Annotated in this window: 12 protein-coding genes; 3 read left to right on the top strand and 9 right to left on the bottom strand. The window is 56.2% G+C overall.

From position 1 onward, the window contains the following. Positions 1-59: 59 nt before the first annotated feature. The 7 genes from ACY8FN_RS16470 to mnmL all read right to left on the bottom strand — a co-directional run bounded on the left by ACY8FN_RS16470 (position 60) and on the right by mnmL (position 17,398). Positions 60-8,087: a retention module-containing protein gene (locus ACY8FN_RS16470; protein ID WP_463100609.1), complete on the bottom strand. Its 8,028-nt coding sequence runs from the start codon at positions 8,085-8,087 to the stop codon at positions 60-62. 266 nt (positions 8,088-8,353) lie between these two features. After that, the gene (locus ACY8FN_RS16475) at positions 8,354-10,279 is read right to left on the bottom strand and encodes an EAL domain-containing protein (protein ID WP_463100610.1); all 1,926 of its coding nucleotides are present in this window, start codon (positions 10,277-10,279) and stop codon (positions 8,354-8,356) included. Positions 10,280-10,282: 3 nt separating this feature from the next. Continuing rightward, entirely contained in the window at positions 10,283-11,035 is a 753-nt protein-coding gene (locus ACY8FN_RS16480) for a transglutaminase-like cysteine peptidase (protein WP_172956272.1), read from the bottom strand. Between the two features lie 131 nt (positions 11,036-11,166). Next, on the bottom strand, positions 11,167-12,486 hold the full coding sequence (locus ACY8FN_RS16485; protein ID WP_463100611.1) for a TolC family outer membrane protein: 1,320 nt from the start codon (positions 12,484-12,486) through the stop codon (positions 11,167-11,169). 36 nt (positions 12,487-12,522) lie between these two features. Further along, positions 12,523-13,956: an HlyD family type I secretion periplasmic adaptor subunit gene (locus ACY8FN_RS16490; RefSeq protein ID WP_139718925.1), complete on the bottom strand. Its 1,434-nt coding sequence runs from the start codon at positions 13,954-13,956 to the stop codon at positions 12,523-12,525. Further along, positions 13,949-16,093, bottom strand: coding sequence for a type I secretion system permease/ATPase (locus ACY8FN_RS16495; RefSeq protein ID WP_101325110.1), 2,145 nt, complete (start codon positions 16,091-16,093; stop codon positions 13,949-13,951). The genes ACY8FN_RS16490 and ACY8FN_RS16495 overlap by 8 nt, the downstream gene beginning before the upstream one ends. 375 nt (positions 16,094-16,468) lie before the next feature. Next, entirely contained in the window at positions 16,469-17,398 is a 930-nt protein-coding gene (mnmL, locus tag ACY8FN_RS16500; RefSeq protein WP_463100612.1) for a tRNA modification radical SAM protein MnmL/YtqA, read from the bottom strand. 610 nt (positions 17,399-18,008) lie between these two features. Between mnmL and gltB the strand changes: the two genes are divergently transcribed. After that, positions 18,009-22,466, top strand: a complete 4,458-nt coding sequence (gltB, locus tag ACY8FN_RS16505) for a glutamate synthase large subunit (protein WP_463100613.1) — start codon at positions 18,009-18,011, stop codon at positions 22,464-22,466. A gap of 12 nt (positions 22,467-22,478) precedes the next feature. Then, positions 22,479-23,894, top strand: a complete 1,416-nt coding sequence (locus ACY8FN_RS16510; RefSeq protein ID WP_463100614.1) for an FAD-dependent oxidoreductase — start codon at positions 22,479-22,481, stop codon at positions 23,892-23,894. Between the two features lie 85 nt (positions 23,895-23,979). Here ACY8FN_RS16510 and ACY8FN_RS16515 read toward each other — a convergent pair whose 3' ends face one another. Together ACY8FN_RS16515 and ACY8FN_RS16520 are read right to left on the bottom strand one after the other, a co-directional pair. Next, positions 23,980-24,741, bottom strand: coding sequence for an amino acid ABC transporter ATP-binding protein (locus ACY8FN_RS16515; RefSeq protein ID WP_463100615.1), 762 nt, complete (start codon positions 24,739-24,741; stop codon positions 23,980-23,982). Beyond that, complete coding sequence (locus tag ACY8FN_RS16520) at positions 24,738-25,409, bottom strand: amino acid ABC transporter permease (RefSeq protein ID WP_463100616.1); 672 nt, start codon at positions 25,407-25,409, stop codon at positions 24,738-24,740. Before ACY8FN_RS16520 ends, ACY8FN_RS16515 begins: the two co-directional genes overlap by 4 nt. Before the next feature lie 43 nt (positions 25,410-25,452). Between ACY8FN_RS16520 and ACY8FN_RS16525 the strand changes: the two genes are divergently transcribed. Further along, positions 25,453-26,667: an IS256-like element ISAs3 family transposase gene (locus ACY8FN_RS16525; protein ID WP_463099048.1), complete on the top strand. Its 1,215-nt coding sequence runs from the start codon at positions 25,453-25,455 to the stop codon at positions 26,665-26,667. Positions 26,668-26,776 lie beyond the last annotated feature (109 nt).

Here is a 26,776-nt window from a genome sequence, read left to right on the forward strand (position 1 = left end):
GTATCTTATCCATCCCCTAGGGGAAAAAACAGGGGCCAGGCAAGCCCGGCCCAAACAGGTTAATCATCAACCTTCAAGTTCAAGTTAGCCAGCAAACTATTAATTATGGCCTGTTGATCTGTGCCTCCTCCCGTCAGATCAACGCCATCAAAGTAAACCGTCTGATTAACCTGACTGCCACCCGTCGTACCATTGCTGTCTATGGTCAATACTGTTCGATTATTGGCACTGTCAAACGTAAAGTTTAAATAAGTCGCCAATGTGTCAGCAGAGGCCCCCGTAGACACATCCAGCACTGCGGATATATCGAGAATATCGCCACCGCTTCCTTTGGCGAAATCGGTAATACGGTCGATACCGCCATCCGCATCACCCGCCAGCCACTTGAAGGTGTCGCGGCCCGAGCCACCGATCAGTAAATCATCACCAGTCCCCCCGGTCAGGATATCGTTACCTTTCTGACCGTACAGAATGTCATTGCCTGCGCCGCCATCAAGGCTGTCGTCGCCTCCCTGTGAAGCGTCTTGCCCGAACAAGGAGTGATTGTTGGCAACCAAGGTGCGCAGTTGGGCATTTGACAGGCCGGGATGGTCCGCGACCAACTTGGCCCAGCCGCCATCGCTGCCATCGGCATGGATACTGTCGCCAAACAGGATGTCGCTACCGTGGCCACCGACGAGGGCATCGTTGCCGACAGCCACCGGCACGAATATCGAGCCCAAGCCATTCGTCAGATCGCTGAAGTTGGCGATCGGGACGTAACCGTCAGTCGTATTGTCGATCGCATTCAACCTGGTTGCGGACGTATCGGGCCCGCTCGTATCGCCAAGGCCGACGCCGATGGCGTTGATCTGGATGTTGTTGACTGCAGTGGCGGAGTCCGAAAGATGCGACAGTCCGCTCATTCCCGTCTGGATCTGCGTGGTGGTGAGCCAGCTACCGACCGTTGGATCGCCATCGGTCACAAAAAGGACGATCTTGTTATCGGCCGCCGTGTCGTTAGCGACTAGCGTGTTCGCCATGGTCAACGCCGCTTGATAATTGGTATTAGATCCACCCGGAGTCCTAGTAAGGGCATCGATTGCCGCCTTGGCATCAGACACAGTGGAATAACTCCCCACAACCTGACTGCCTGTTGCAAACGAGCCGATCTCGATCTGCAAATCGGTCACGCCGACAAATTTGTCCAAAAGCGTTTTCAACGCAGTCTTCATCTGCCCCAGCTCGGTGTTGTTGATACTGCCAGAGGTATCAATAATGAATGTCAGGTTGTACGAACCCGATGCAACCCCCCCGAGGTCACCGACCAAAACATCAGCTCCAGCACTCCCGGCGATATTGCCATCTACATCGGCAAGGTTCGGGTTCGCAATGAAGTGATCAGTAGTGCTCACACCGGCATCGCTGACATTGGTACCGACCACGAGCACTGGGTCTGGGTTGCGGAGGTCAAGGGTCAGCGAAGCCTGATCCTGATCGCCATCCGCATCGGTGACCGTCACATTGAATCCAAGATCCTGTGGATCACCAACATTGGTCACACCAAGGTTGACTAGGTCGACCTTACCATTGCCGCTACCATCCGCAGTGTACAGTTCGATAAAATCGATGATCTTAGTATTGCCCCTCGCAGGAATCGTTTGCGTGACGGTGGCGTTCTGGGCTACCAAGAATTGTCCGCTGGAGGTGGAGTTGTCGGTGTAATGGACGACATAGTGGATAGTGTCAGCATCGTAACCGAGGAAACTGAACGTTGCCTCGACCACGTTCGGTCCGGAGAAAGTGGGCGGAACATAGGGCCCGGCACCATCGAAATCGTCGACGTCTGCAAAGTCAAACCGCATGAGTTCGCCGGCGGTGAAATTCTGGTTGTCGACACCCCAACCTGACGTCGAGCCATTGACCTTGTCAAAGGTAACGGCTGCCGCCCCACCTGCCTTCCAGGTGCCAAGATTGAAGGCGCCTGTGGTCTTCCATCCTGTCAGCACCGATAGTTGGCCAACGGTGCTGTTGGACAGGACCTGCCACGGCTGCGGGCCGGATCCGAAGGCGCTCGAGCCATCGTTCGCAACAGTAGAGGTGATACCGTCGAGGGGCTTGAATACCTCGACCTTATATTGGTCCGAGCCCGGAATAATGGTCAGCGCGAATACCTTGACACCGCTGGCAGTTGGGTCGATGCCGGTATAGGCCACCAATACCCCCGGATTGCTAGGGTCAACATAATAGCTAACCAGTTGCCCACCAGAACTCAACCCAGCGGGAACCGTATTTCCGAGCAGGCTCGCAGTAACCGGCTGATCAGCGCCCGATGTAACATCGAAAGTACCAATGAACACCGTTCCCGCCACATTCGTGACATTCAAAGCAGGTTGGACAATGCCAATGCTCGGCATGTCATCGTCAATGGAGACGGTGAAGCTGGTGTTGGCGCTGCTGCCATCAGCATCGGCAACCACGACATTGACCGTGAAGGGCGTCGTATTGTCTTCAGTGCCCGCGCTCGCATGTTTGACCGGCTGGAGCAGGGTCATGGTATAACCGGTCGCACTGGCACCGAGCGTGCCAAGCGTGATCGCGAACACTTGGTTGGCGGCCACCAACGGGTTTGTACCACTGAGGTAGCCGATCAGCGTGCCGTTGTTGAACGTCGTCACGACGTCCTCGCCTGCCAGCGTCTGCAGGCCGGTCGCATTGTCGACAGTCGACAGCGTGATGCTGCCGATCGCATCCTGACCGAGCGTATAGCTGATGGTGCCGCTCAAAACCTGTGCATCATCACCCGGGGAGGTGGTATTGCCGACACCGGCTGCCAAGTTGTCTTCGTCAGCCAGCAGGTTAGCCGGAGCCGCACCGATGGTGACGCCCGTATCCGTCAGGTTGACCGTAAAGCTCGCCTCGGCGGTGTCGCCATCGGCATCCTTGATCGTGTAAGTGAAGGTTTCGGTGACCGTCGCGCCCTGCACCACGTTCCACGAGGTGTTGGTATAAACCAGGTTGCCATTGACGATGGTGACCGTGCCACCCTTGTCGCCGCTACCGATCACCAGCGAACCGGTGGTCGCCGCGCCATCAGCGCCGTAATTGTCGTCACCGAGCAACGTGGCCGTCGTGCCAATGGTCACCCCAGAAGAGTTCTCGCTCAGCGTCGCCAGCAAACCATCATTGGTGGTGATTGGCATGTCATCGTCAATGGAGACGGTGAAGCTGGTGTTGGCGCTGCTGCCATCAGCATCGGCAACCACGACATTGACCGTGAAGGGCGTCGTATTGTCTTCAGTGCCCGCGCTCGCATGTTTGACCGGCTGGAGCAGGGTCATGGTATAACCGGTCGCACTGGCACCGAGCGTGCCAAGCGTGATCGCGAACACTTGGTTGGCGGCCACCAACGGGTTTGTACCACTGAGGTAGCCGATCAGCGTGCCGTTGTTGAACGTCGTCACGACGTCCTCGCCTGCCAGCGTCTGCAGGCCGGTCGCATTGTCGACAGTCGACAGCGTGATGCTGCCGATCGCATCCTGACCGAGCGTATAGCTGATGGTGCCGCTCAAAACCTGTGCATCATCACCCGGGGAGGTGGTATTGCCGACACCGGCTGCCAAGTTGTCTTCGTCAGCCAGCAGGTTAGCCGGAGCCGCACCGATGGTGACGCCCGTATCCGTCAGGTTGACCGTAAAGCTCGCCTCGGCGGTGTCGCCATCGGCATCCTTGATCGTGTAAGTGAAGGTTTCGGTGACCGTCGCGCCCTGCACCACGTTCCACGAGGTGTTGGTATAAACCAGGTTGCCATTGACGATGGTGACCGTGCCACCCTTGTCGCCGCTACCGATCACCAGCGAACCGGTGGTCGCCGCGCCATCAGCGCCGTAATTGTCGTCACCGAGCAACGTGGCCGTCGTGCCAATGGTCACCCCAGAAGAGTTCTCGCTCAGCGTCGCCAGCAAACCATCATTGGTGGTGATTGGCATGTCATCGTCAATGGAGACGGTGAAGCTGGTGTTGGCGCTGCTGCCATCAGCATCGGCAACCACGACATTGACCGTGAAGGGCGTCGTATTGTCTTCAGTGCCCGCGCTCGCATGTTTGACCGGCTGGAGCAGGGTCATGGTATAACCGGTCGCACTGGCACCGAGCGTGCCAAGCGTGATCGCGAACACTTGGTTGGCGGCCACCAACGGGTTTGTACCACTGAGGTAGCCGATCAGCGTGCCGTTGTTGAACGTCGTCACGACGTCCTCGCCTGCCAGCGTCTGCAGGCCGGTCGCATTGTCGACAGTCGACAGCGTGATGCTGCCGATCGCATCCTGACCGAGCGTATAGCTGATGGTGCCGCTCAAAACCTGTGCATCATCACCCGGGGAGGTGGTATTGCCGACACCGGCTGCCAAGTTGTCTTCGTCAGCCAGCAGGTTAGCCGGAGCCGCACCGATGGTGACGCCCGTATCCGTCAGGTTGACCGTAAAGCTCGCCTCGGCGGTGTCGCCATCGGCATCCTTGATCGTGTAAGTGAAGGTTTCGGTGACCGTCGCGCCCTGCACCACGTTCCACGAGGTGTTGGTATAAACCAGGTTGCCATTGACGATGGTGACCGTGCCACCCTTGTCGCCGCTACCGATCACCAGCGAACCGGTGGTCGCCGCGCCATCAGCGCCGTAATTGTCGTCACCGAGCAACGTGGCCGTCGTGCCAATGGTCACCCCAGAAGAGTTCTCGCTCAGCGTCGCCAGCAAACCATCATTGGTGGTGATTGGCATGTCATCGTCAATGGAGACGGTGAAGCTGGTGTTGGCGCTGCTGCCATCAGCATCGGCAACCACGACATTGACCGTGAAGGGCGTCGTATTGTCTTCAGTGCCCGCGCTCGCATGTTTGACCGGCTGGAGCAGGGTCATGGTATAACCGGTCGCACTGGCACCGAGCGTGCCAAGCGTGATCGCGAACACTTGGTTGGCGGCCACCAACGGGTTTGTACCACTGAGGTAGCCGATCAGCGTGCCGTTGTTGAACGTCGTCACGACGTCCTCGCCTGCCAGCGTCTGCAGGCCGGTCGCATTGTCGACAGTCGACAGCGTGATGCTGCCGATCGCATCCTGACCGAGCGTATAGCTGATGGTGCCGCTCAAAACCTGTGCATCATCACCCGGGGAGGTGGTATTGCCGACACCGGCTGCCAAGTTGTCTTCGTCAGCCAGCAGGTTAGCCGGAGCCGCACCGATGGTGACGCCCGTATCCGTCAGGTTGACCGTAAAGCTCGCCTCGGCGGTGTCGCCATCGGCATCCTTGATCGTGTAAGTGAAGGTTTCGGTGACCGTCGCGCCCTGCACCACGTTCCACGAGGTGTTGGTATAAACCAGGTTGCCATTGACGATGGTGACCGTGCCACCCTTGTCGCCGCTACCGATCACCAGCGAACCGGTGGTCGCCGCGCCATCAGCGCCGTAATTGTCGTCACCGAGCAACGTGGCCGTCGTGCCAATGGTCACCCCAGAAGAGTTCTCGCTCAGCGTCGCCAGCAAACCATCATTGGTGGTGATTGGCATGTCATCGTCAATGGAGACGGTGAAGCTGGTGTTGGCGCTGCTGCCATCAGCATCGGCAACCACGACATTGACCGTGAAGGGCGTCGTATTGTCTTCAGTGCCCGCGCTCGCATGTTTGACCGGCTGGAGCAGGGTCATGGTATAACCGGTCGCACTGGCACCGAGCGTGCCAAGCGTGATCGCGAACACTTGGTTGGCGGCCACCAACGGGTTTGTACCACTGAGGTAGCCGATCAGCGTGCCGTTGTTGAACGTCGTCACGACGTCCTCGCCTGCCAGCGTCTGCAGGCCGGTCGCATTGTCGACAGTCGACAGCGTGATGCTGCCGATCGCATCCTGACCGAGCGTATAGCTGATGGTGCCGCTCAAAACCTGTGCATCATCACCCGGGGAGGTGGTATTGCCGACACCGGCTGCCAAGTTGTCTTCGTCAGCCAGCAGGTTAGCCGGAGCCGCATCGATGGTGACGCCCGTATCCGTCAGGTTGACCGTAAAGCTCGCCTCGGCGGTGTCGCCATCGGCATCCTTGATCGTGTAAGTGAAGGTTTCGGTGACCGTCGCGCCCTGCACCACGTTCCACGAGGTGTTGGTATAAACCAGGTTGCCATTGACGATGGTGACCGTGCCACCCTTGTCGCCGCTACCGATCACCAGCGAACCGGTGGTCGCCGCGCCATCAGCACCGTAATTGTCGTCACCGAGCAACGTGGCCGTCGTGCCAATGGTCACCCCAGAAGAGTTCTCGCTCAGCGTCGCCAGCAAACCATCATTGGTGGTGACCGGCACATCATCTTCCACGTTGATGGCGAAGCTCCCCGCCGGGAAGCCGCCTACCAGCAGGTCACCGTCACCATCAGTGGCGGTCAGTACGCTGGAGAAGTCGATGCCGATAGTCGACAGCTGCTCACTGTCGTTACCATCCTTGGCCGGATGGTCCAGTGGGCTACTCAGGGTAAAGCTGTAGCTGCCATCTGCCCCCACGGTCAGGGTAAAGACCGGCACCCCACCCGCACTGGCCGTCAGCAAATTGTCAACCACGCTGTAGCTCAGTGCCACGCCGCCACAGGTCCAGGCCTGCACTTCCAGGCTGCTGACATCACTGTCAAGGCCAAAGCTACCAGCCCCATCGGCACCAAAGTTGACCAAGCCATTAAGGGTACCGGCTGCGCCGCTGGCGCTTACGCTCTGGCCAGCCCCTTCGAAGTTGCCGCTGGCTAACGCATCTTCGTGCACCAAACTGCGCACGAATTGTTCTTCCCCATCAGCCAGAGTTGGTATGTCATCCAAAATGGCAACATCAAGGGTATCGCTAGCCGTATCACCATCAGTATCGATCAGTACAACGCTGAAGCTTTCGCTCAGGGAGGCGTCATTGGCAGGTCTTGTATGGTTTTCATTATCGCCAAGTGTATAGCTGTAACTGACTTGCCCTGCACCTGTCACAGGGTTGTAAGTCACCGTAGTGATTGTCAGGACATTTCCTAACGGGCTGATAATGGACTGGGGCGAAGATGTGCTTGGCTGGCCATTGGTGATAAGTGACACACCACTGATCGTCAAACTCTGCACGCCATCAGCAGCGTTAAAGGTAAATGTTCCGCCCTGAGTCAATGATGTCGTGTCAGGAGCACTCCCTTCTGCCAACGCAGCCTCATCAAAGGTCAGCCCACCTCCCTGCTGCTGCAACCCCTCCAGCACAACAGGGTCATCGACAGGTGTAATTGAGATGGTGAAGATCGACTGAACCGTGTCAGCTCCATCAGTCACGGTATAAGTTACCGGAGGAACCAAACCGTTGTAATTTGAAGCCGGGGTGAAGGTATAACTCCCGTCTGGATTGATGATCAACGTGCCCACACCGCTAATAGTGGCGGGGACTCCCGCTGGCACACCAATATTGATCCCCCAGTCAAATGAAACGATGGTGACAGCAGCTGGCCCATCAGGGTTGGTACTGTTGTCCAACAAATTACCGCTGACGACTGTGTCTTCCTGGGTAATCACAGTTTCACCAAGATCCTCAAGCTGATTATCCAGAATTAAATTTTCCGCCTGATTTGCATTAATTTCAGCCGTTGTATCGTAAGTGGTATCAAACCCGGCCTCGGCAATGGTCGCATCTCCCACGCGGTCAATGGTGACGAAGCCACCATTACCACTGGCTCCGGCAACCCCACCAATACCGCCACCACCACCGGCCGCAGGGGCACCACCGGCAGCAGAAGCTTCAAAATTTTGAGTCGGGTCAACGCCCTGCAGAATCGATTCTTGCAAGGCGGCAATATCTGAAGGAGCCCCTTCCGGGCTGGCGCCCACTTGCGGTTGCGCTGGCTCAGCAGACTCGGAACCCGCCGGAGCATCCGATGCGGGAGTGTCGTCATAAGGGGACAGCGCCAGCTTGGCATCATCCGCTATGGTCAACTTGGCACCGGGTTGCAGTATTTCGCCCTTTTGCAGGGGACGACTACTACCATCTACCAACACAATGTCTACCTTTCCTTCAATTGCAGAGACAACCACTGACTTGTCGATGATTTGGGTACGCATATCCATTGCTCCAACGTGACGGATCTTGATTCCTAGACCGTAGGAGGAGATGACATGCTTATCCGTTGCAAAAATGTATCTATTCAGTAGGTATTCAACAGAACGAGGGAAAAAAATAGAAGGGTTTCTTTTTTAATATAAAAATCAACACCATTTATTGAGCACCATTAGAGACCCGACATGGTTTCATTATATCGAAAGAGGGAAAACAGAATTTTTAGATATAAAAATGACCCCATTCGGGGCCATTTTTCACACTGTATTGTTCAAGACAAGGGAAAGGCTGGATGAACAAACCCCTGATAACCATCAATATGCAACTTCGAGAGCAGCTCTACTTGGCGCTGATCCTCCACACGGGTCGCAATCGTGGTCACCCCAGCATTATGTGCCGCACGGCACACCGCGGCCAGGAATGAGGTATCAGCCCCCGGCTCCATAACCTGGCTGGTATAACCGTGGTCAACTTTGACATACGCAGGTGCCAGCTCCTCCAGATAACCCAGAGAGTGGAAGTGACGGCCGAAGTGATCAACACCCCACTGGAAGCCATGCGCCTGCAAGGCGTGCACCAACGCGGTCACATTCTCTTTATGCTTCATGATGGCGGCTTCAGGTATTTCAAATAACAGCCGCTCTTTCAACTCGGCATGTTCGGCCAAATAGCGAGTCAGCCAGGTTAAAAACTCATCCGAACAGAGCGAGCCAGCAGTGATGTTGATCGCCAGCACCAGATCAGACTGATTTTGCAGTAATGGAACGCACGCATCGAGGACCGCTTGGTCAAACTCGCCACCCAGCTTGAACTGTTCAATCGCAGGCAAGAACTGTCCGGCAAAATAATCTGTACCATCACGAGAAATCGAGGCAAACAGCTCGGCATGCAACCTGGCGCCATTATCAAATCGGCAAGCCGGTTGGGCTTTGAAGCGCCAGAGTTGCCGTGATATGGCATCTTGCACCAGATCTCGCCAGGCCAAACGTCCCATCAAACCTTGTTCGGCGCCTCCTTCCATCACGACAGCACCACGGCGTTCATTGCGCGCTTTGCCAAGCGCATTATCGGCCTTGGTCAACAAGGCTGAGAGATCATCGTTGCCATCACGACCGGCAATACCGATGACGGAAAGCGCATCCCCCTCACCCATCGGGTTCACCACCAGATCGGCGATGCGGCTATTAATCACCTCTGCCAGTTCTTTGAGTTGAGAGAGGTCATCCGTTGGGCAGAGCAGCGCATATTCCGTTGCCGAAATCCGGGCCAACGCAGCGCCATCCCACCCTTGCAGTTGTTCTTTCAAGGCTTGTGCGATGGATTTAACCATATTGTCACGGGCTGCAAAGCCCTCATCACGGTAGATGTCATCAAGCATGTCTACCGCAATCAACATGACGCCCCCTTGTCCTGCTTCTGCAATCCAAGCATTGACCTGACCGACAAAATAGGCGCGATTGCCAAGACCAGATACCGCATCTACATACACCCGCTCACGCAATTTTTCAGCCTCATCGGCTTGCTCTTTGAACTGCAATGCCAACTTGCTTGAGAGGGTATTTATAGCCTGAACCACCTGTTTCAATTCATGGGTTTTCGGCTCAGGTATGGCGTGACCAAAATGATGCAACTCGATCTCGACCGCTTGCTGACAGATGTGTTTAAGCGGTTTAAGCAAATAGTTGAGTGCTCTCATCAATAGAATGGTGGTGATCAAGAAACCGATCAGAAACCAGCTCGCCAGTTCGCTCATTCCGCGCCATAACTCGTAATAAGCCTGACCAGGGTGGCCGACCACCTTTAATTTGCCAAGCTGCAACCAGCCAGATGTCAGAATTGACTCATTGGATACCTCAGGAAACAGCCCCAAATTGATAAACCACTGCGGTACTCCCTGAATATTATTGGTGTTTTCCAACTCGATGACATCTTTGGAGGCGAGTAGATCAAGGCGAACCTGTCGGTAATAGCCACCATCAAAAATGGCCTGGATCACTGATTCGGCTGCAACCTTGTCACCATTTTCCAGGTAGGGCGTCAATGCCAGCCCCAGCGAGGTGGCCGTGTTGATGACCGTTGTTTGCTGTTGCTGCGCCAGATACGTGCGGGTTGAATTGAATTGCACCCAATATGTGGCCGCAAAGAGCAATCCAAACAACAGCAGCATGGTGGCTAATAACTGTCGATAGAGCGTCATAGGTTAATCATCCAAATTCACCGCTGGCCGAGCCAATCGCCCCGAGGTCATGCGATTGCGTAAATCATTCCATAATCCCAAGCGCGATGATTGACCAGCCAGTTCCCCTTGGCCTTTCGCCTTCATCAACCACAAGTGACTACCGTTAAAGCTATAAATAGGTAACAGATCCCGTCGTTGTGTGGCGGGTCTAATCGAGCCAATCAAATTATCCAAAATAACCGGTACGGAGGATGGCGTCTCGTAATAGGCAACCACCATGTGAAACTGGTTGTAATCAAGCGCCTTGACATACACCATCCGCATTTTTTCATCCGGGATCCCAAGTTCAAGCAGCGTGGAATATTTAGCAATACTAAAATCCTCGCAATCTCCCCCGGCTGCCCCCAGAAACTCAAGTGGCGTGGCCCAATAATCCTTCTTGCGCCACAACTTGATGTCATCAATAAAGCGCATCTGATTAAAAAAGTTATTCACTCGCTCGAGTTTTTTCGCCTCGCTAAGGGCCCTTCCCTTCGTCTCCATAACCAGCATCCGCCAACTGGTTACCCGCTTGCCCGCTCGTGCACCATAGGTCTGCTCAGCCCGTTTGATCAAGTTGAGATCTTCCGGTGGCAAAGGTTGACTGGCACAGAGCAACAGCGAAACGGGTAGCAGCAAAACCCATAACGAGTGGCGCAAAACGCGCAGGCATAACAGTTTCCATCTGCTGAAGATCAAAGGAAACCGGTAACCCTCTCCAGGCTGAAGTGTCACATCCGTTGCCTGCTGCATTGTTACTGCGCACTCCTGAAACCGGACAACCACCTGCATTCGCCAGACAAGGTGACTGCAAAACGCAGTCACCTTGTTGCTGTCATCATCCCTGCGGGATCAATAGCGAACCGTTACTTCTTGGCTTGCCATTCAGCGGGTTGCTTGACGCTAAAGGCATTGAGCAGGCTACCTGTCGCATTGAGAATGCGATAGTCCGCCAGCAGCGCGTCATATTCGGCAGTGATATAGCTACGACGCGCTTCAAACAGTTCGTTCTCGGTGTTCAACACATCCAGCAAAGTCCGTTGGCCCAAACCAAATTGCTTTTTATAGGCCTGCACGGTGTCATAGCTGGCGTCGACGTGCTCTTTCAAGAAGGTCTTCTGCTTGGTCAGCGACTCTTTGGCGTTCCATGCTAGACGCGTGCCCTCTTCCACTTGGCGGAATGCATTCAGATGAATGTCTTTCGCCTGGGAATAGAGCGCCGATGTAGCGTTGCTCTCTGCCACGTCAGAACCACCGCGGAACAGGTTGTAACGCATCCGCACCATGGCGGTCAGATCATCGTTACGACCAGGAACCGCATCGATATCCTCATTCCAGTTCTGATCCACCTCAAATGTCACATTGGGGTAGAAACCGGACTTGGCACCTTCATGCTGATATTTGGCCGCTTCGATATCCTGCAGTGAAGAGAGCAGGGTCGGATGAACTTCGGTCGCGATTTTCAGCGCTGTCTCCAGACTGGCCGGAATCACCTCGGCGTTGGGAACCGGCTGTACCAGATCTTTTGGCACCTCATTCACGACACGGATAAATTCACTTTCTGCATCGCGATAATTGTTCTCCGCTGCAGCCTGGTTTGAATAGGCGCGGGCAACACGGCCATCGATCTGGGTCTGGTCAGCCGTCGATCCCAAGCCAGAGTCGGTCCGCTTGCGAATGTCACTGCGGATCTGCTCGTGGGTTTCCAAATTCTGCTTGGATAGCTCCAGGATCTCCTGCTGACGCAGCATGTTGAGGTACACCTCTGAGACCCGCAGCGCGGTGTTTTCCGCTTCGGAGATCATCGCCAGACGCTGGGCATTGGCTTCTGCTTCTGTTCTGGATACGTTGTTGCTGACATCAAAGCCATCAAACAACATTTGGCGCAGACTCAGTCCAGCTTCTTTACGCGTAAGTGAATCATCCCCCTTGAAGGTTGGAGAGCGAGTTGTTGTGTTATCCGTTTTTTCATAACCTACGCCACCGCGCAGATCGATGGTGGGGTAGTAGCCACCCTTGGCACCATCATGCTGATAGAGGCGTGCCTGATACAAATCGAACGCTTCCTTGATCTTGGGATGTGTCGCAAGCGTATGTCCTACCGACTCCTCCAGCGTCTGGGCCTGACCCAAACTGGGGAGTAAGGTGATGCCACTGATCAGCATGGCAACAATCGTTTTTTTCATGTTATCTCCAGTCATGTATTGTTTTAGATTGTTGGCTTATCGTTCTCTCAGTGCCGACTGTTTTGCCCTTAATATGGGTTTCAGCAAATAGTCTAGGACACTTTTTTTACCAGTAATAATATCCGCACTGGCTAACATACCGGGGATGATGGGAAGTGCGTTAAGCTCATCGCCCAAGTAACTCTTGTCGGTACGTACTCGAACCAGATAAAAGGAGTTACCCTCCTCATCCTGGATCGAGTCCGCACTTATCTGTTCAACCTTGCCATGCAATCCTCCATAGATTGTAAAGTCATAGGCAGTAATCTTGACGATAGCGTCCAGCCCGGGCCGCAGGAAGGCGATATCTTTTGGCGACACTTTTGCTTCCACTAGCAAGGTATCTTCCAGCGGCACTATCTCCATCAAATCCATACCCGGTTGCACTACACCGCCCAGGGTATTGATCTTGAGCTTTTTGATGGTGCCTTTGAGCGGGGCAATCACACTGGTACGATCAACCCGGTCTTGCAAGCCGACCTGCCCTTCGGACAGCTGGCCAAGTCGGCCCTGCTTCTCATTAAGCTCGGTTTGTGAATCAGCCCGGAAGGTTAGCGCGATGTCATTACGCTTTGATATAGACTCCCGCAATACCGAGTTGAGTTTTGGAATAATCAGCCGGTTACTCTCCAGCTCCCCTTGCATCTCGTTGACCTGACGCTCCAGTTTGATCAATTCAACCTGTGGCACAATCCCTTCTTTAGCCAGCGGGCGACTGATATTGAGCTCTTGTCTGGCCAAATCCACGCTGCGGTTTACGGTGCGTATTTTGGCATTCAACTCTATCAGTTCCTGCTCTTTCTGCTCGATTTGCTGCCCCAATATATAGAGCTGGTTCTTCAAGTTATTGAGGCGATCTTTTTGGACAGAGCGCTCACGGTTGGCATATTCAGCGAAAATCGTTTCATAGCCATCAGGAAACTGGATGGGCGCCTCAGAGATGACCACTTGCTCACGCCAACCCAGTGCCGGCTCATTTTTTACCTCGACACTGGCCATCTCGGCCCGCAGCCGGGCGATATCGCCTTTCAGGGTCACCAGCTCCTGCTCACGTTCCCGAAAATCTGAGCGAAAACGGGTATCATCGATACGCAGTAATGCCTGCCCTTTTTCTACGATGTCACCCTCTTTGACAAAGATCTCTTTGACTATCCCCCCTTCCAGGTTCTGGATTACCTGTAATTGCCGGGAAGGCATTACCTTGCCTTGCCCCACGGTGACTTCATCCAGCTCTGCCCATGCAGCCCAGACAATGGCACTCACAAAAAACAAGAAGCAACACCACAACAAGATACGGGCACTGGTCGGTGTGCTGAGCAACACAGCGGCGGCTCCGTCATCGACAAACTCCAGGTGCTCAGGTGCGGGTAAGACTTCGTCAGACTGCGTCTTTTTAGACCGGTTGAACCAGCCGGAGAATCCCTTAACCATGGGATACCTCCTGCACGCGTACTTTGCCTTCTTTCAACTGTTGCAACACCACATCTTTGGGGCCATCTGCCACTATCTGCCCTTGCTCGATAACAATCACCCGGGATGCCACATCCAGCATGGAGGTCTTGTGAGTGATCAGGATCAGGGTGGTTTCCGGCCCCAGTCTGGCCATCTCCTGTTTGACCTGCAACTCGGACTGGTTGTCCATATTGGAGGTGGGTTCGTCCATCACCAGAATGGGGGGATCATTGAGCAGGGCCCGCGCCAGCAGGATCGCCTGACGCTGACCACCGGAAAGCTGACGCCCGCCTTCGCCAATCTGCCGATCAAGGCCATTGGGATCCCGGTTGGTAAAGTTGGTCACACCGGCCCGTTTGGCGGCGCGCAAGACCCGAGCATCATCCACCAGCGGGTTACCCAACATAATGTTGTCGCGCACCGAGCCGAAGAACAGGATGACATCCTGAGGGACACAGCCAATATTGCGACGGATCACCGACGAGGGCAGCTGATCCAGCTCAAATCCATCAATTCGTACCGAACCATCGGTGGGTCGATACAAACCCATCAGCAGTTTCTCCAGGGTGGTTTTACCTGCCCCGATCCGACCGATAATGGCCACCTTCTCACCTGGCTGAATGCGTAAATTGATATTGTGCAGCGTGCTGGTTTCCATGCCCGGATATTTAAACGAGACATTCTCGAATTCGATCCGACCGGCAATCACCGGATGATGGATATATTGCTTGCCCTCTTCCTGCTCACCCGGGGTTTGCATGATCTTTTCCAAAATATCCAGCGCAGACTTGGCCTGGTTATAGCGTGTCGACAGTACAGAGAGTTGCACCATAGGCGCAATTGCCCGGCTCGCCAGCATCACGGCGGCGATCATGCCGCCCATGGTGACCAAACCTTCAGATATCTGGTAGACACCCACAATGACCAGTCCGACCGTTACCACCTGCTGGATATAGCTAGCCAGTGAAGACATGGAGTTGGTAATGCGACGAGTCTGTACACCCCAAGTGGAAATATGGGATACCGCCTGCTCCCAGCGATGCTGGAACATGCTTTCGGCACCGAAGATTTTGACGGTTTCCAACCCGGAAATACTTTCAATCAGGTTGGCATTTTTCTGGGACGCAAGGCGCGAGCCCTCTTCGATGGATTGCTTGAGCGACCCTTGAATATAGAAGCTGTAGGCAACCAGGATCAGCATGGCCACTATGGGCACCACCACCATCACGCCGGCAAACAACCAGATAATAAAGAGGAAGAACACCGCGAAGGGCAGATCGATAAGGGTAGATACGGTGGCGGAAGTGAAAAACTCCCGCACCGACTCAAACTCTTGTAAATGCTTGGCGAAAGCACCGGTGGAGGCAGGGCGCGACTCCATCCGCATGCCCATCACCTTGGCAAAGATCTTGGCCGACAACAGCACATCGGATTTTTTGCCAGCAATATCGATAAAGTAACTGCGTAGCTGACGCATCACAAAATCGAAGGTAAAAACAACCATGGCCCCCGCAGCCAGCACCCACAGTGATTCAAACGCCAGATTGGGCACAATCTTGTCATAGACGTTCATGGTGAAGAGGGGGCTGGCGACCGCAAACAGATTAATGAGGATCGAGGCAATCAACACATCGCGATAAATACCCCGTGATTCGAACAGGGTGCTCCAGAACCAGTGACCATCGCGAGTTTCCAGCACCTTGGGTGAGCGTTCGTCAAATTTGAACTGCTTCTTCACATAGAAGAGGCGACCCAGATACTCATCACCGAGCTGAGCCGTAGATAGCCATTGGGCTGCATCACCAGCCTGCGGAAAAATTACTTTCCCTTGGCTGCGGTCCTCGTTCCACTCCAGCAGAATACAGGCACCACCGCTGCGCATCTGCAATACGCAGGGCAGCAACAAGGGTGATATATCAGCCAACGGCTGGATCACTTCACGGGCAGATAAGCCACCCCGTTCAGCCGCGCGGCAAAACAGCGCCGTCGTCAGACGGCCAGAGACCAGAGGCAACCCGGTCGTCAGGGCATCCTGACTGTTGGGCACACCATAAAAGCGGGTCAAGAAGACCAGGCACTCTAATAGTTCATCGATACGACTTGTTTCTGCTTGCATAGCATCCTGTCACTGCATAAATGGGATCAAGACGAAAATGAACCGCACGTATTTTCCTGCTCGCGCGACTAACACACCAAATCACACATCTCCTGATGTGCTGGCACGGCATCAACCTGTCAGCAAACATGCCTCCATAAATTACTGCAGGGCGCTGGTAACGACATGGCCGAATTCTGATAAAAATGGCCTGATTGGCTCCATGCTATCACTGCCTTGCGGGAGTGTGTCGAACTTAATGGATAACGATGTCAATTAGATGTCCATTAAGTGTGCATTACTATATCAACCGGAACCCCCCAAAACTATAGTTTATGGTATGTACTTTTTTATATAACCCTATGTTTTAGGTGAAAATAATAACGTCGCACTCAATTATAGGTCAGGAAGTATGAAGGGTCTGCCCAGCGCATGCCCTTGTGGGCCACTCAAGACCAACGCTTTGGCAATATCCGCCATCGCAGTCCAGCGATTTTCACACCAAACGGGCGCCAGCAGCGTTGGCCGACGCGCCGATGCCGATATGCGGTGATAAACCACCTCGGGCGGCGTGTGCTGGATCATGGCGACTGCCGCTTCCACATACTGCTCCAGCGTCAATACCTCAAGTCGCCCAGCCTGCCACGCCTTGCCTAGAGTGCTGCCCTCAACCACATGAAGCGGATGGAGCTTGATCCCCTCGACACCGGTTTCCACGATGCGATGCAGGGTATCCAGGCTATCCATCGGCACCTCGCCCGGCAGGCCGACGATCAGATGAGCGCATACCTTGATGCCGCGCTGATGGGCCCGAGTCACCGCATCGGCATAAGCGGCATAACCGTGACCCCGATTGATCCGTTGCAGGGTCTTGTCATTGGCGCTCTGCAGCCCCAGCTCCAGCCACACCTCGTAACCCCGCTCCTGATAGCCCGCCAGCAGATCCAGCACTGCATCCGGCACGCAATCGGGGCGAGTGCCCACACAGAGCCCCACCATATCGCTCACTGACAGTGCCTCTTCGTACATGCGCTGTAGATATTCGACCTCGGCATAGGTGCTGGTATAGGCCTGAAAGTAGGCAAGATAGCGCTTGGCGCGGGTCACTTCATCCCGCCGGGCCAGCAGTTGTTGCACCACGGAGAGCTGCTGGGCCGACTCATCGGCAAAAGAGGAGACATTACAGAAGGTGCAGCCACCGCGGCCCAGGGTGCCGTCCCGATTCGGGCAGGTGAAGGCACCATGGATGGAGAGTTTGTGGATCTTCTGACCGTGACGCTGCTTGAGATCTTGACCGAATGTATTGACGAGTTCGTGTAACTGCATGGCACCTCCGCTAAAGGAGCGCCATTGTACGAGCTTGCGCAAAACAGGCGCTGAGCTGGATCAAGCTAGCGGGGAGGTTAAACATATAAATATCCGGTCAATTTTGAATAAATATCGAGAAAAAGCGCAAAAGATTGAGTTATGCCGCTGTTGGCCCGCCCCGGCAAGAAATGCCAATATGAAAATGAGACCTGATAACTCACTGTTGAACAATGAAAAATTCAAAGAGACCCGACAACACACAATTGCAAGCCTGCAATATTGAAAATGTGATCACCTCCGCTGTCGACCAAGCCGGGTTGGTAAAATTACTACATTCACCCTCCGTCGATAAGCACACCATTGAACTCCCCAATGACAACATATTTCACCACAAACATCATATTCAGCAGATTAATCGCACCATTCCAGCCAATTACCCCCTCTACTTCGACATTTTGTTATGAGAATGTAACCATCGAGACAAACCTGACCTGCGATTGACCTCGTCAGAAAATCCCATTAGTTTGGAGATTCGCCACGTCAGGCAGACGGAACCACAAGAGCCAATCGCAATTTATGCAGTCAGTTGATGGCTGTGCGATGCAAGGCCGAGCAAGGGAGAAATGCAATGTCACTATATGATCCAAAGCTGGAGAGGGATAACTGTGGCTTCGGCCTGTTGGCCCACATGGAAGGGGAAGCCAGCCACAAACTTGTCCGTCTCGCGATGTCAGCATTGGCTCGCATGCAACACCGCGGCGGGATCTCCGCCGATGGCAAGACCGGCGATGGCTGCGGTCTGCTGCTGCAAAAACCCGACAGCTTCTATCGCGCGGTCGCCGAAGAGAAGGGATGGCACCTTGGCCGCAAGTACGCGGTCGGCATGCTGTTTCTCAACCCCGACCCGGTCCTGGCCCAGCAGACTCGCGACATCATCGACGAAGAGCTGGAAAAAGAGACCCTGAGTCTGGTCGGCTGGCGCAAAGTGCCCGTCGATACCAATGTGCTCGGCCCTATCGCCAAAGCCTCCCTGCCCAGTATTGAACAGGTCTTTGTCAACGCGCCTCCCGGCTGGGTTGAACAGGATCTGGAGCGGCGCCTCTATATCGTGCGTCGCCGTATCGAAAAGCGCATCAACGATGACTACTTCTATGTGGTCAGTCTCTCCAACCTGGTCACCGTCTATAAAGGGCTGTGCATGCCGGTGGATCTGCCGCGCTTCTATCTGGATCTCGCCGACATTCGCATGCAGGCAGCTATCTGCGTGTTCCACCAGCGCTTCTCCACCAACACCAGTCCGCGCTGGCCACTGGCCCAGCCATTCCGCTATCTGGCCCACAACGGCGAGATCAACACCATCGCCGGCAACCGCCAGTGGGCCAAGGCGCGCAGCTACAAGTTTGCCACCCCGCTGATTCCGGATCTGCAAGACGCCGCACCCTTCGTCAACACCACCGGCTCAGACTCCTCCAGCCTGGATAACATGCTGGATTTGTTCCTCGCCGGTGGCATGGACCTGTTCCGCGCCATGCGCCTGTTGATCCCGCCTGCATGGCAAAAGCACCCGAACATGGATGACGACCTGCGCGCCTTCTATGACTTCAACTCCATGCACATGGAGCCGTGGGACGGCCCTGCCGGTATCGTCATGACCGACGGCCGTTACGCCACCTGCGCACTGGATCGCAACGGCCTGCGTCCGGCCCGCTATGTCATCACCAAGGACAAGTTCATCACCCTCGCGTCCGAGGTCGGCACCTGGGACTACACCCCGGATGAAGTGCTGGAGAAAGGCCGGGTCGGCCCGGGCGAGCTGTTCGTGGTGGATACCCACAACGGCAAGGTGTGGACCAGCTTCGAGATTGACGACGATCTCAAGAGCCGCCACACCTACAAGCAGTGGATGGACAAGCACTGCACCCGACTGGTGCCATTCGAGCAGATGGATGACAACCAGACCGGCAGCCGCGAGTTTGCCGATGACCAGCTGAAAACCTATCAGAAGCTGTTCGGCTACTCCTTTGAGGAGCTGGATCAGATCATTCGGGTCCTGGCTGAGAACGGTCAGGAAGCGGTCGGTTCCATGGGGGATGACACCCCGATGGCGGTGCTCTCGTCCGGTCAACGGACCCTGTATGACTACTTCCGCCAGATGTTCGCTCAGGTGACCAACCCGCCTATCGATCCGCTGCGGGAGAACCACGTGATGTCGCTGGCCACCTGTATCGGTCGCGAGCAGAACGTCTTCAACGAGACCTTCGGCCACGCCCACCGGGTGCTGTTCCAGTCGCCAATCCTGCTCTACTCCGACTTCCATCAGCTGCTGGCGCTGGAAGGGGAATACTATCGCCATCAGGTGATCAGTCTCAACTTCAAGCCCGAAGAGGGGCTGGAAGCGGCCATCATTCGCATCTGCGAGCTGGCTAAAACCGCCGCCAAGAGTGGCACAGTGCTGCTGGTGTTGTCAGATCGCGATATCAGCGCCGACACCCTGCCGATCCCGGCCGCCATGGCGGTGGGCGCGGTGCAACGCACTCTGGTTGATAACAACTTGCGCTGTGACGCCAACATTCTGGTAGAGACCGCCAGTTGCCGCGACCCGCACCACTTCTCGGTACTGCTGGGCTTTGGCGCCACCGCCGTCTACCCCTATCTGGCCTATGAAACTCTGGCCAAGCAGGTTGAAGAAGGGGTGCTGAAGATGACCTTGCGTCAGGCGATGGTCAACTACCGTAACGGCATCAATAAAGGCCTCTACAAGGTGATGTCCAAAATGGGCATCAGTACCGTGGCCAGCTATCGCTGCTCACAGCTGTTTGAAGCTGTGGGGCTTGCCCAGTCGGTGGTTGAGATCTGCTTCCGTGGGGTATCGAGCCGCATTCAAGGGGCCGATTTCAGCGACATCCAGCAAGATCAGCACAATCTGGCCCGTCAGGCCTGGTTGCAACGCAAGCCCCTCAGTCACGGCGGCCTGCTCAAATTCGTCCACGGCGGCGAGTACCACACCTACAACCCGGATGTGGTGCAAACCCTGCAAGCCGCAGTGCGCTCTGGCAACTACGCCGATTACCTTGAGTACGCGCGGCTGGTCAATGAACGTCCGGTCTCGACCTTGCGTGATCTGCTGGCGTTGAAAAAAGTCGACCATCCGGTGGACGTGAGTGCAGTGGAATCTGCCGAAGCCCTCTTCCCCCGCTTCGACTCCGCCGCCATGTCCATCGGCGCCTTGGGGCCAGAGGCCCACGAAGCGCTGGCCATTGCCATGAACCGCCTCGGCGGCAAGAGCAACTCAGGTGAAGGTGGCGAAGATCCCAAGCGTTTTGGTACCGAGAAGAACTCCCGCATCAAGCAGGTGGCATCCGGTCGCTTTGGCGTCACCCCTCACTACCTGATGAACGCCGATGTGGTGCAGATCAAGGTGGCTCAGGGCGCCAAACCCGGCGAAGGTGGCCAACTGCCCGGCGACAAGGTGACCGCCCAGATCGCCAAGCTGCGCTACTCCGTGCCCGGCGTGACCCTGATCTCCCCGCCGCCGCACCACGATATCTACTCCATCGAGGATCTGGCCCAGCTTATTTTTGACATCAAGCAGATCAACCCGAGCTGTCTGGTGTCGGTCAAGCTGGTCTCCGAGCCCGGTGTGGGCACCATCGCCTGCGGCGTCGCCAAAGCCTATGCCGACTTCATCACCATCTCCGGTTATGACGGCGGCACTGGCGCGAGCCCCCTCACCTCGGTCAAATATGCCGGTTCCCCGTGGGAACTGGGCTTGGCTGAAACCCAACAGGCGCTGGTCGCCAACGGCCTGCGCCACAAGGTACGGCTGCAAGTGGATGGCGGTCTCAAGACCGGCCTCGATATCATCAAGGCGGCCATTCTCGGCGCCGAGAGCTTCGGCTTTGGCACCGGCCCCATGGTGGCGCTCGGCTGCAAATACTTGCGGATCTGCCACCTCAACAACTGCGCCACCGGTGTTGCCACTCAGGATGAGAAGCTGCGCCGCGAACACTTCACCGGCCTGCCGGAGATGGTGATGAACTACTTCAAGTTCATCGCACAAGAGACCCGCGAACTGATGGCCCAGCTGGGCGTCACCCAGCTGACCGATCTGATTGGCCGCACCGATCTGCTTGAGGCCCTGCCCGGCCTCACCGCCCGTCAGGCCAAGCTAGATCTCTCCGGTATTCTGGCTCGTCCAGTTGCTCCGGCAGGTTCCAGCCTGTTCAGCCAGCAGCACAACCCCACCTTCGATAAGGGGCCGCTCAACCTGCAGATGGTGGACGATCTACTGGAAGCAGTGGAAACCTCCAGCGGTGGCGAGTTCCGTTACGACATCCGCAACACCGATCGCTCGGTGGGTGCGCGCCTCTCTGGCGAGATCGTCAAGCGTCACGGTAATCAGGGGATGGCTGCAGATCCGGTCAAGGTGCACTTCAACGGCACCGCAGGCCAGAGCTTTGGCGTCTGGAATGCGGGTGGCCTTGAGATGATCCTCACCGGTGATGCCAACGACTACGTGGGCAAAGGGATGACCGGCGGCAAGCTAGTGGTCAAACCCCATGTCGGCGTGGCGTTCAAATCCCATGAGGCGGCCATCATCGGCAACACCTGCCTCTACGGCGCCACCGGCGGCAAGCTCTATGCCGCAGGTACCGCTGGCGAGCGTTTTGCGGTGCGTAACTCCGGCGCGCTAGCGGTGGTCGAGGGCATTGGCGACAACGGTTGTGAATACATGACCGGTGGCATAGTCACCATTCTCGGCACGACCGGCGTCAACTTCGCGGCAGGCATGACCGGCGGCTTTGCCTACGTGCTCGATGAGTGCGGCAACTTCGCCAAACGCACCAACCCCGAGCTGGTCGAGTTGCTGGATGTGGCGAGTCTCGCTATTCATCAGGAGCACCTGCGCGGCATCATCACCGAGCACCTCAATGAAACCGGCAGTTCGCGCGCCGAAGAGATCCTGGCCAACTTCGATGCCTTTGTGCCCATGTTCAAGCTGATCAAGCCCAAATCCAGCGACGTCAAATCGCTGTTGGGCCACACCAGCCGTTCCAGTGCAGAACTCAGAATCCAGGCGCAATAAGGAGGGAACCCTATGAGCCAGAACGTATTTCAGTTTATCGATGTCCAGCGGGTCGACCCGCCCAAGAAGCCGCTCAAGATCCGCAAGATCCAGTTTGTCGAGATCTACGAGCCCTTTAATCAAGCCCAGGTGCAGATGCAATCTGACCGTTGCCTGGAGTGCGGCAACCCCTATTGCGAGTGGAAGTGTCCGGTCCACAACTACATTCCCAACTGGCTGAAACTGGCCAAAGAGGGGCGCATTCTGGAAGCCGTGGAGCTCGCCCACCAGACCAACAGCCTGCCGGAAGTGTGTGGCCGGGTCTGTCCGCAAGACCGGTTGTGTGAAGGGGCCTGCACCCTCAATGATCGCTTCGGCGCGGTGACCATCGGCAACATCGAAAAGTACATCACCGACAAGGCGTTCGAGATGGGTTGGCAACCCGATCTCTCCAAGGTGGTCAAGACCGGCAAGCGGGTCGCGGTGATCGGTGCTGGCCCCGCAGGCCTTGCCTGCGCCGATGTGCTGGCACGGGGTGGCGTCACCCCGGTGGTGTTTGACAAGTATCCGGAAATTGGCGGCCTGCTCACCTTTGGTATCCCCTCCTTCAAGCTGGAGAAAGAGGTGATGCAACGTCGGCGCGAGATCTTCCAGGGGATGGGCATCGAATTTCGTCTCGAAACCGAAGTGGGCAAAGATGTCACCTTCGCCGACCTGCTCGGCGAGTTCGATGCGGTCTTCCTCGGGGTCGGCACTTACAAGTACATGAAGGGCGGCTTTGCCAACGAAGAGGCACCGGGGGTCTATGACGCCCTGCCCTACCTGATTGCCAACGCCAACCGGCTGCTGGGCTTTGAAAAGGCGCAAGCCGACTACATCGACTTCGCCGGCAAGCAGGTAGTGGTACTGGGCGGTGGCGATACAGCCATGGACTGCGTGCGCACCGCCATCCGACAGGGTGCCGACAAGGTGATCTGCGCCTATCGCCGGGATGAAGAGAACATGCCGGGCTCCAAGCGGGAGGTGAAGAACGCCCGCGAAGAGGGGGGCGAATTCATGTTCAACCTGCAGCCGGTGGCGGTCGAGCTGGATGCCAGCGGCCGCACCGTCGGTATCAAGGTGGTGAGCACCGAGCTGGGCGAACCAGATGTCAATGGCCGCCGCAATGCGGTGTTGATTGAGGGCTCAGAGCAGGTGCTAAACGCCGATGCAGTGGTGATGGCGTTTGGCTTCCAACCCAATCCGCAGCCCTGGATGGCCGAGTTTGACATCGAAATCGACAGCCGGGATCGGATCAAAGCCAGTGAGCAAGCGGATTTCCCGTTCCAGACCAGCAACCCCAAGGTGTTTGCCGGTGGCGATGCGGTGCGCGGCTCCGATCTGGTAGTCACCGCAATCTACGAAGGGCGCAAGGCCGCCGAAGGGATCATGGACTACCTGGCAGTTTAATCTGCCGTCCAAAGCTTCCCCAAGCAAACAGCCCCGCATCTTGCGGGGCTGTTTCTTTATGCGGCTGCCGCCCTGGCAAGCGCCGCTAGATACTCCAACTCTCCGGCAACCGCTCGGTCAGAGTGGAGATGTACTCAAAGGTACGTGCCCGCTTGGGGGTGGTAAACATCTGGCGTGCGCTGCCCGCCTCTACCACCTCACCGGCTTGCAGAAAGATGACCTGTTGAGCGATCTGGGCTGCCAGCCGTAAATCGTGGGTGGCAATCAGCATGGTGGTTCCTTCCCGGGCCAGCTGGCGCAACACGGTCACCACCTCTTGGGCAAGCTCGGGATCCAGCGCCGAGGTGGGTTCGTCACAGAGCAGCACCTTGGGCGATGGTGCCAGCGCACGAGCAATGGCAACCCGCTGCTGCTGACCACCGGACAACGTGTCAGGCACCGCCTCGGCCTTGTGCCTGAGCCCCACCTTGTCGAGCAGTTGCAAGCCGCGCACCTGCGCTTTTGCCCTTGGCCACTTCAACACGGTTACCAGCCCCTCTATGACGTTTTCCAGTACCGTCATGTGCGGAAACAGCTGGAAATTCTGGAACACCATGCCGGTCTGCTGGCGCAAGGCCAACACGCTCTGGCGGGGCAGATGGCGAGAAAAATCGAGTTCACTCCCCCCCAGCACCAAGTGCCCCGCATCCGGCCGCTCCAGCACATTGACGCAGCGCAACAGGGTGCTCTTGCCACTGCCGGAGGGGCCAATCAGGGCAGTCACACTGCCTGCCACCATGGCAAGATCGATCCCCTTGAGCACCCGCTGCCCGCCAAACTGCTTCTCGATACCACGCAACCTGATCATAGGGCGACCTCCCGGGTCTCTTTGTGGGTCAACTTGCGCTCCAGCCGGTCTTGCAAGGTGGAGAGCACCGAGCTGAACATCAGATAGATGAGGGCCGTCTCGGTATAGAGAATGAGCGGCTCATAGGTGACAGAGGCGAGCCGCTGAGCGGCCTGAAACAGCTCTGGCACGGTCACTGCTGCGGCCAGCGAGGTGTCCTTCACCAGCGAAATAAAGGTATTGGAGAGCGGTGGCACCGCGATGCGCGCCGCCTGCGGCAGGATCACCCGCCACATCACCTGGGGCCAGTTCATGCCAATCGAATAAGCTGCCTCCCACTGCCCTTTCGGGATCGCCGCCAGAGTGGCGCGGATGATCTCCGAGCTGTAGGCACCTATGTTGAGGGTGAAACCGATCACAGCGGCGGTGAAGGCGTCCAGCACAATGCCGGCACTCGGCAAACCATAAAAAATCAAAAAGAGCTGCACCAGCAGCGGCGTCCCTCGAATGAGCCAGACATAAAAACGGACCAGTGCCACCAGCGGTGTCGGACCATATAATCTGGTCAGCGCCACCAGCAGGCCGAGCAATATTCCCAACACAAAAGTTATCAGGGTCAGTGGTACGGTAAAAATAAGCCCCGCGCTAAGCAGGGGCGAGCCTGTAAATCCAATTGTGTAACCGCCCACGAATAAGTAACTTTTTCAAAAGGATACCTTCGTGGGTAAGCAAATGGACCAAGACAAACTCAAAGCACTGGCCGCTGAGCTGGCCAAAGACATCAAATCTGAAAAAGATCTCGGCACACTCACCCAACAGCTGATCAAGCTCACCGTGGAGACCGCGCTCAATGCCGAGATGGACGAGCATCTGGGCTACGAGAAACACGCCCCACAAGGCCGCGGGACCGGCAACAATCGCAATGGCTATTCCACCAAGCGCCTAAAAGGCCACCATGGAGAGGTCACCATCCAGGCGCCTCGTGACCGTAACGCCTCCTTCGAGCCTCAGTTTGTCCGCAAGGGTCAGTCACGCCTGACCCAGATGGACGACCAGATCCTCGCCCTCTACGCCAAGGGCTTGAGTACGCGGGATATAGTGGACGCGTTCAAAGAGATGTATGACGCCGACATCTCGGCGGGGCTGGTATCGAAGGTGACCGAACGCGTCATCGAGCAGGTCCACGAATGGCAAAACCGGCCGCTGGATCCGCTCTATCCCATCGTCTATCTGGACTGCATTGTGCTGAAGATCCGCGCGAACCAGCGGGTGATCAACAAGTCGCTCTATCTGGCACTGGGCATCAATATGGAGGGGCACAAGGAGCTGTTGGGCCTGTGGCTGGCCGAGACCGAAGGGGCAAAGTTCTGGCTGTCGGTCCTGACCGAGCTGAAGAACCGCGGCCTGGAAGACATCCTGATCGCGTGTGTGGATGGTCTCAAGGGCTTCCCTGATGCCATTGCCGTGGAATATCCTCAAACCAAGGTGCAACTGTGTATCGTCCACATGGTCCGCAACTCGTTGCGCTACGTCTCCTGGAAGGACTACAAGGCGGTGACGGCTGAACTGAAGCAGATCTACCAGTCTGCGACGGAGCGTGAGGCTAAGCAGGCGCTGGCGGCCTTCGGCGAACGCTGGGATAGCCAGTACCCGCAGATAGCGCGTTCCTGGCAGAGTCACTGGGTTAATCTGATCACGCTGTTCGATTATCCCCCCGCGATCCGGAAGGTGATCTACACCACCAATGCGATCGAGTCACTGAACAGCGTGCTGCGCAAAGCGACCAAACAACGGAAGCTCTTCCCGACCGATGAGTCGGCGCTCAAAGTGGCGTTTCTCGCGATACAGCAGGCCTCCAAGAAATGGACCATGCCGATCCAGAATTGGAAGCCGGCCCTGAATCGCTTTATTATCGAGTTCGGTGATCGCCTGAACGGTCACCTGTAATGGAGTGGGCAGTTACACAGAATTATTTACAGGCTCGCAGGGGCCAAAAATAGTCGATCATTAACTGCAACCAAGCTGGCACGTTAATTACCTCGCGAGTTATTATTTT

This window comes from Aeromonas sp. 160P, assembly GCF_055193095.1.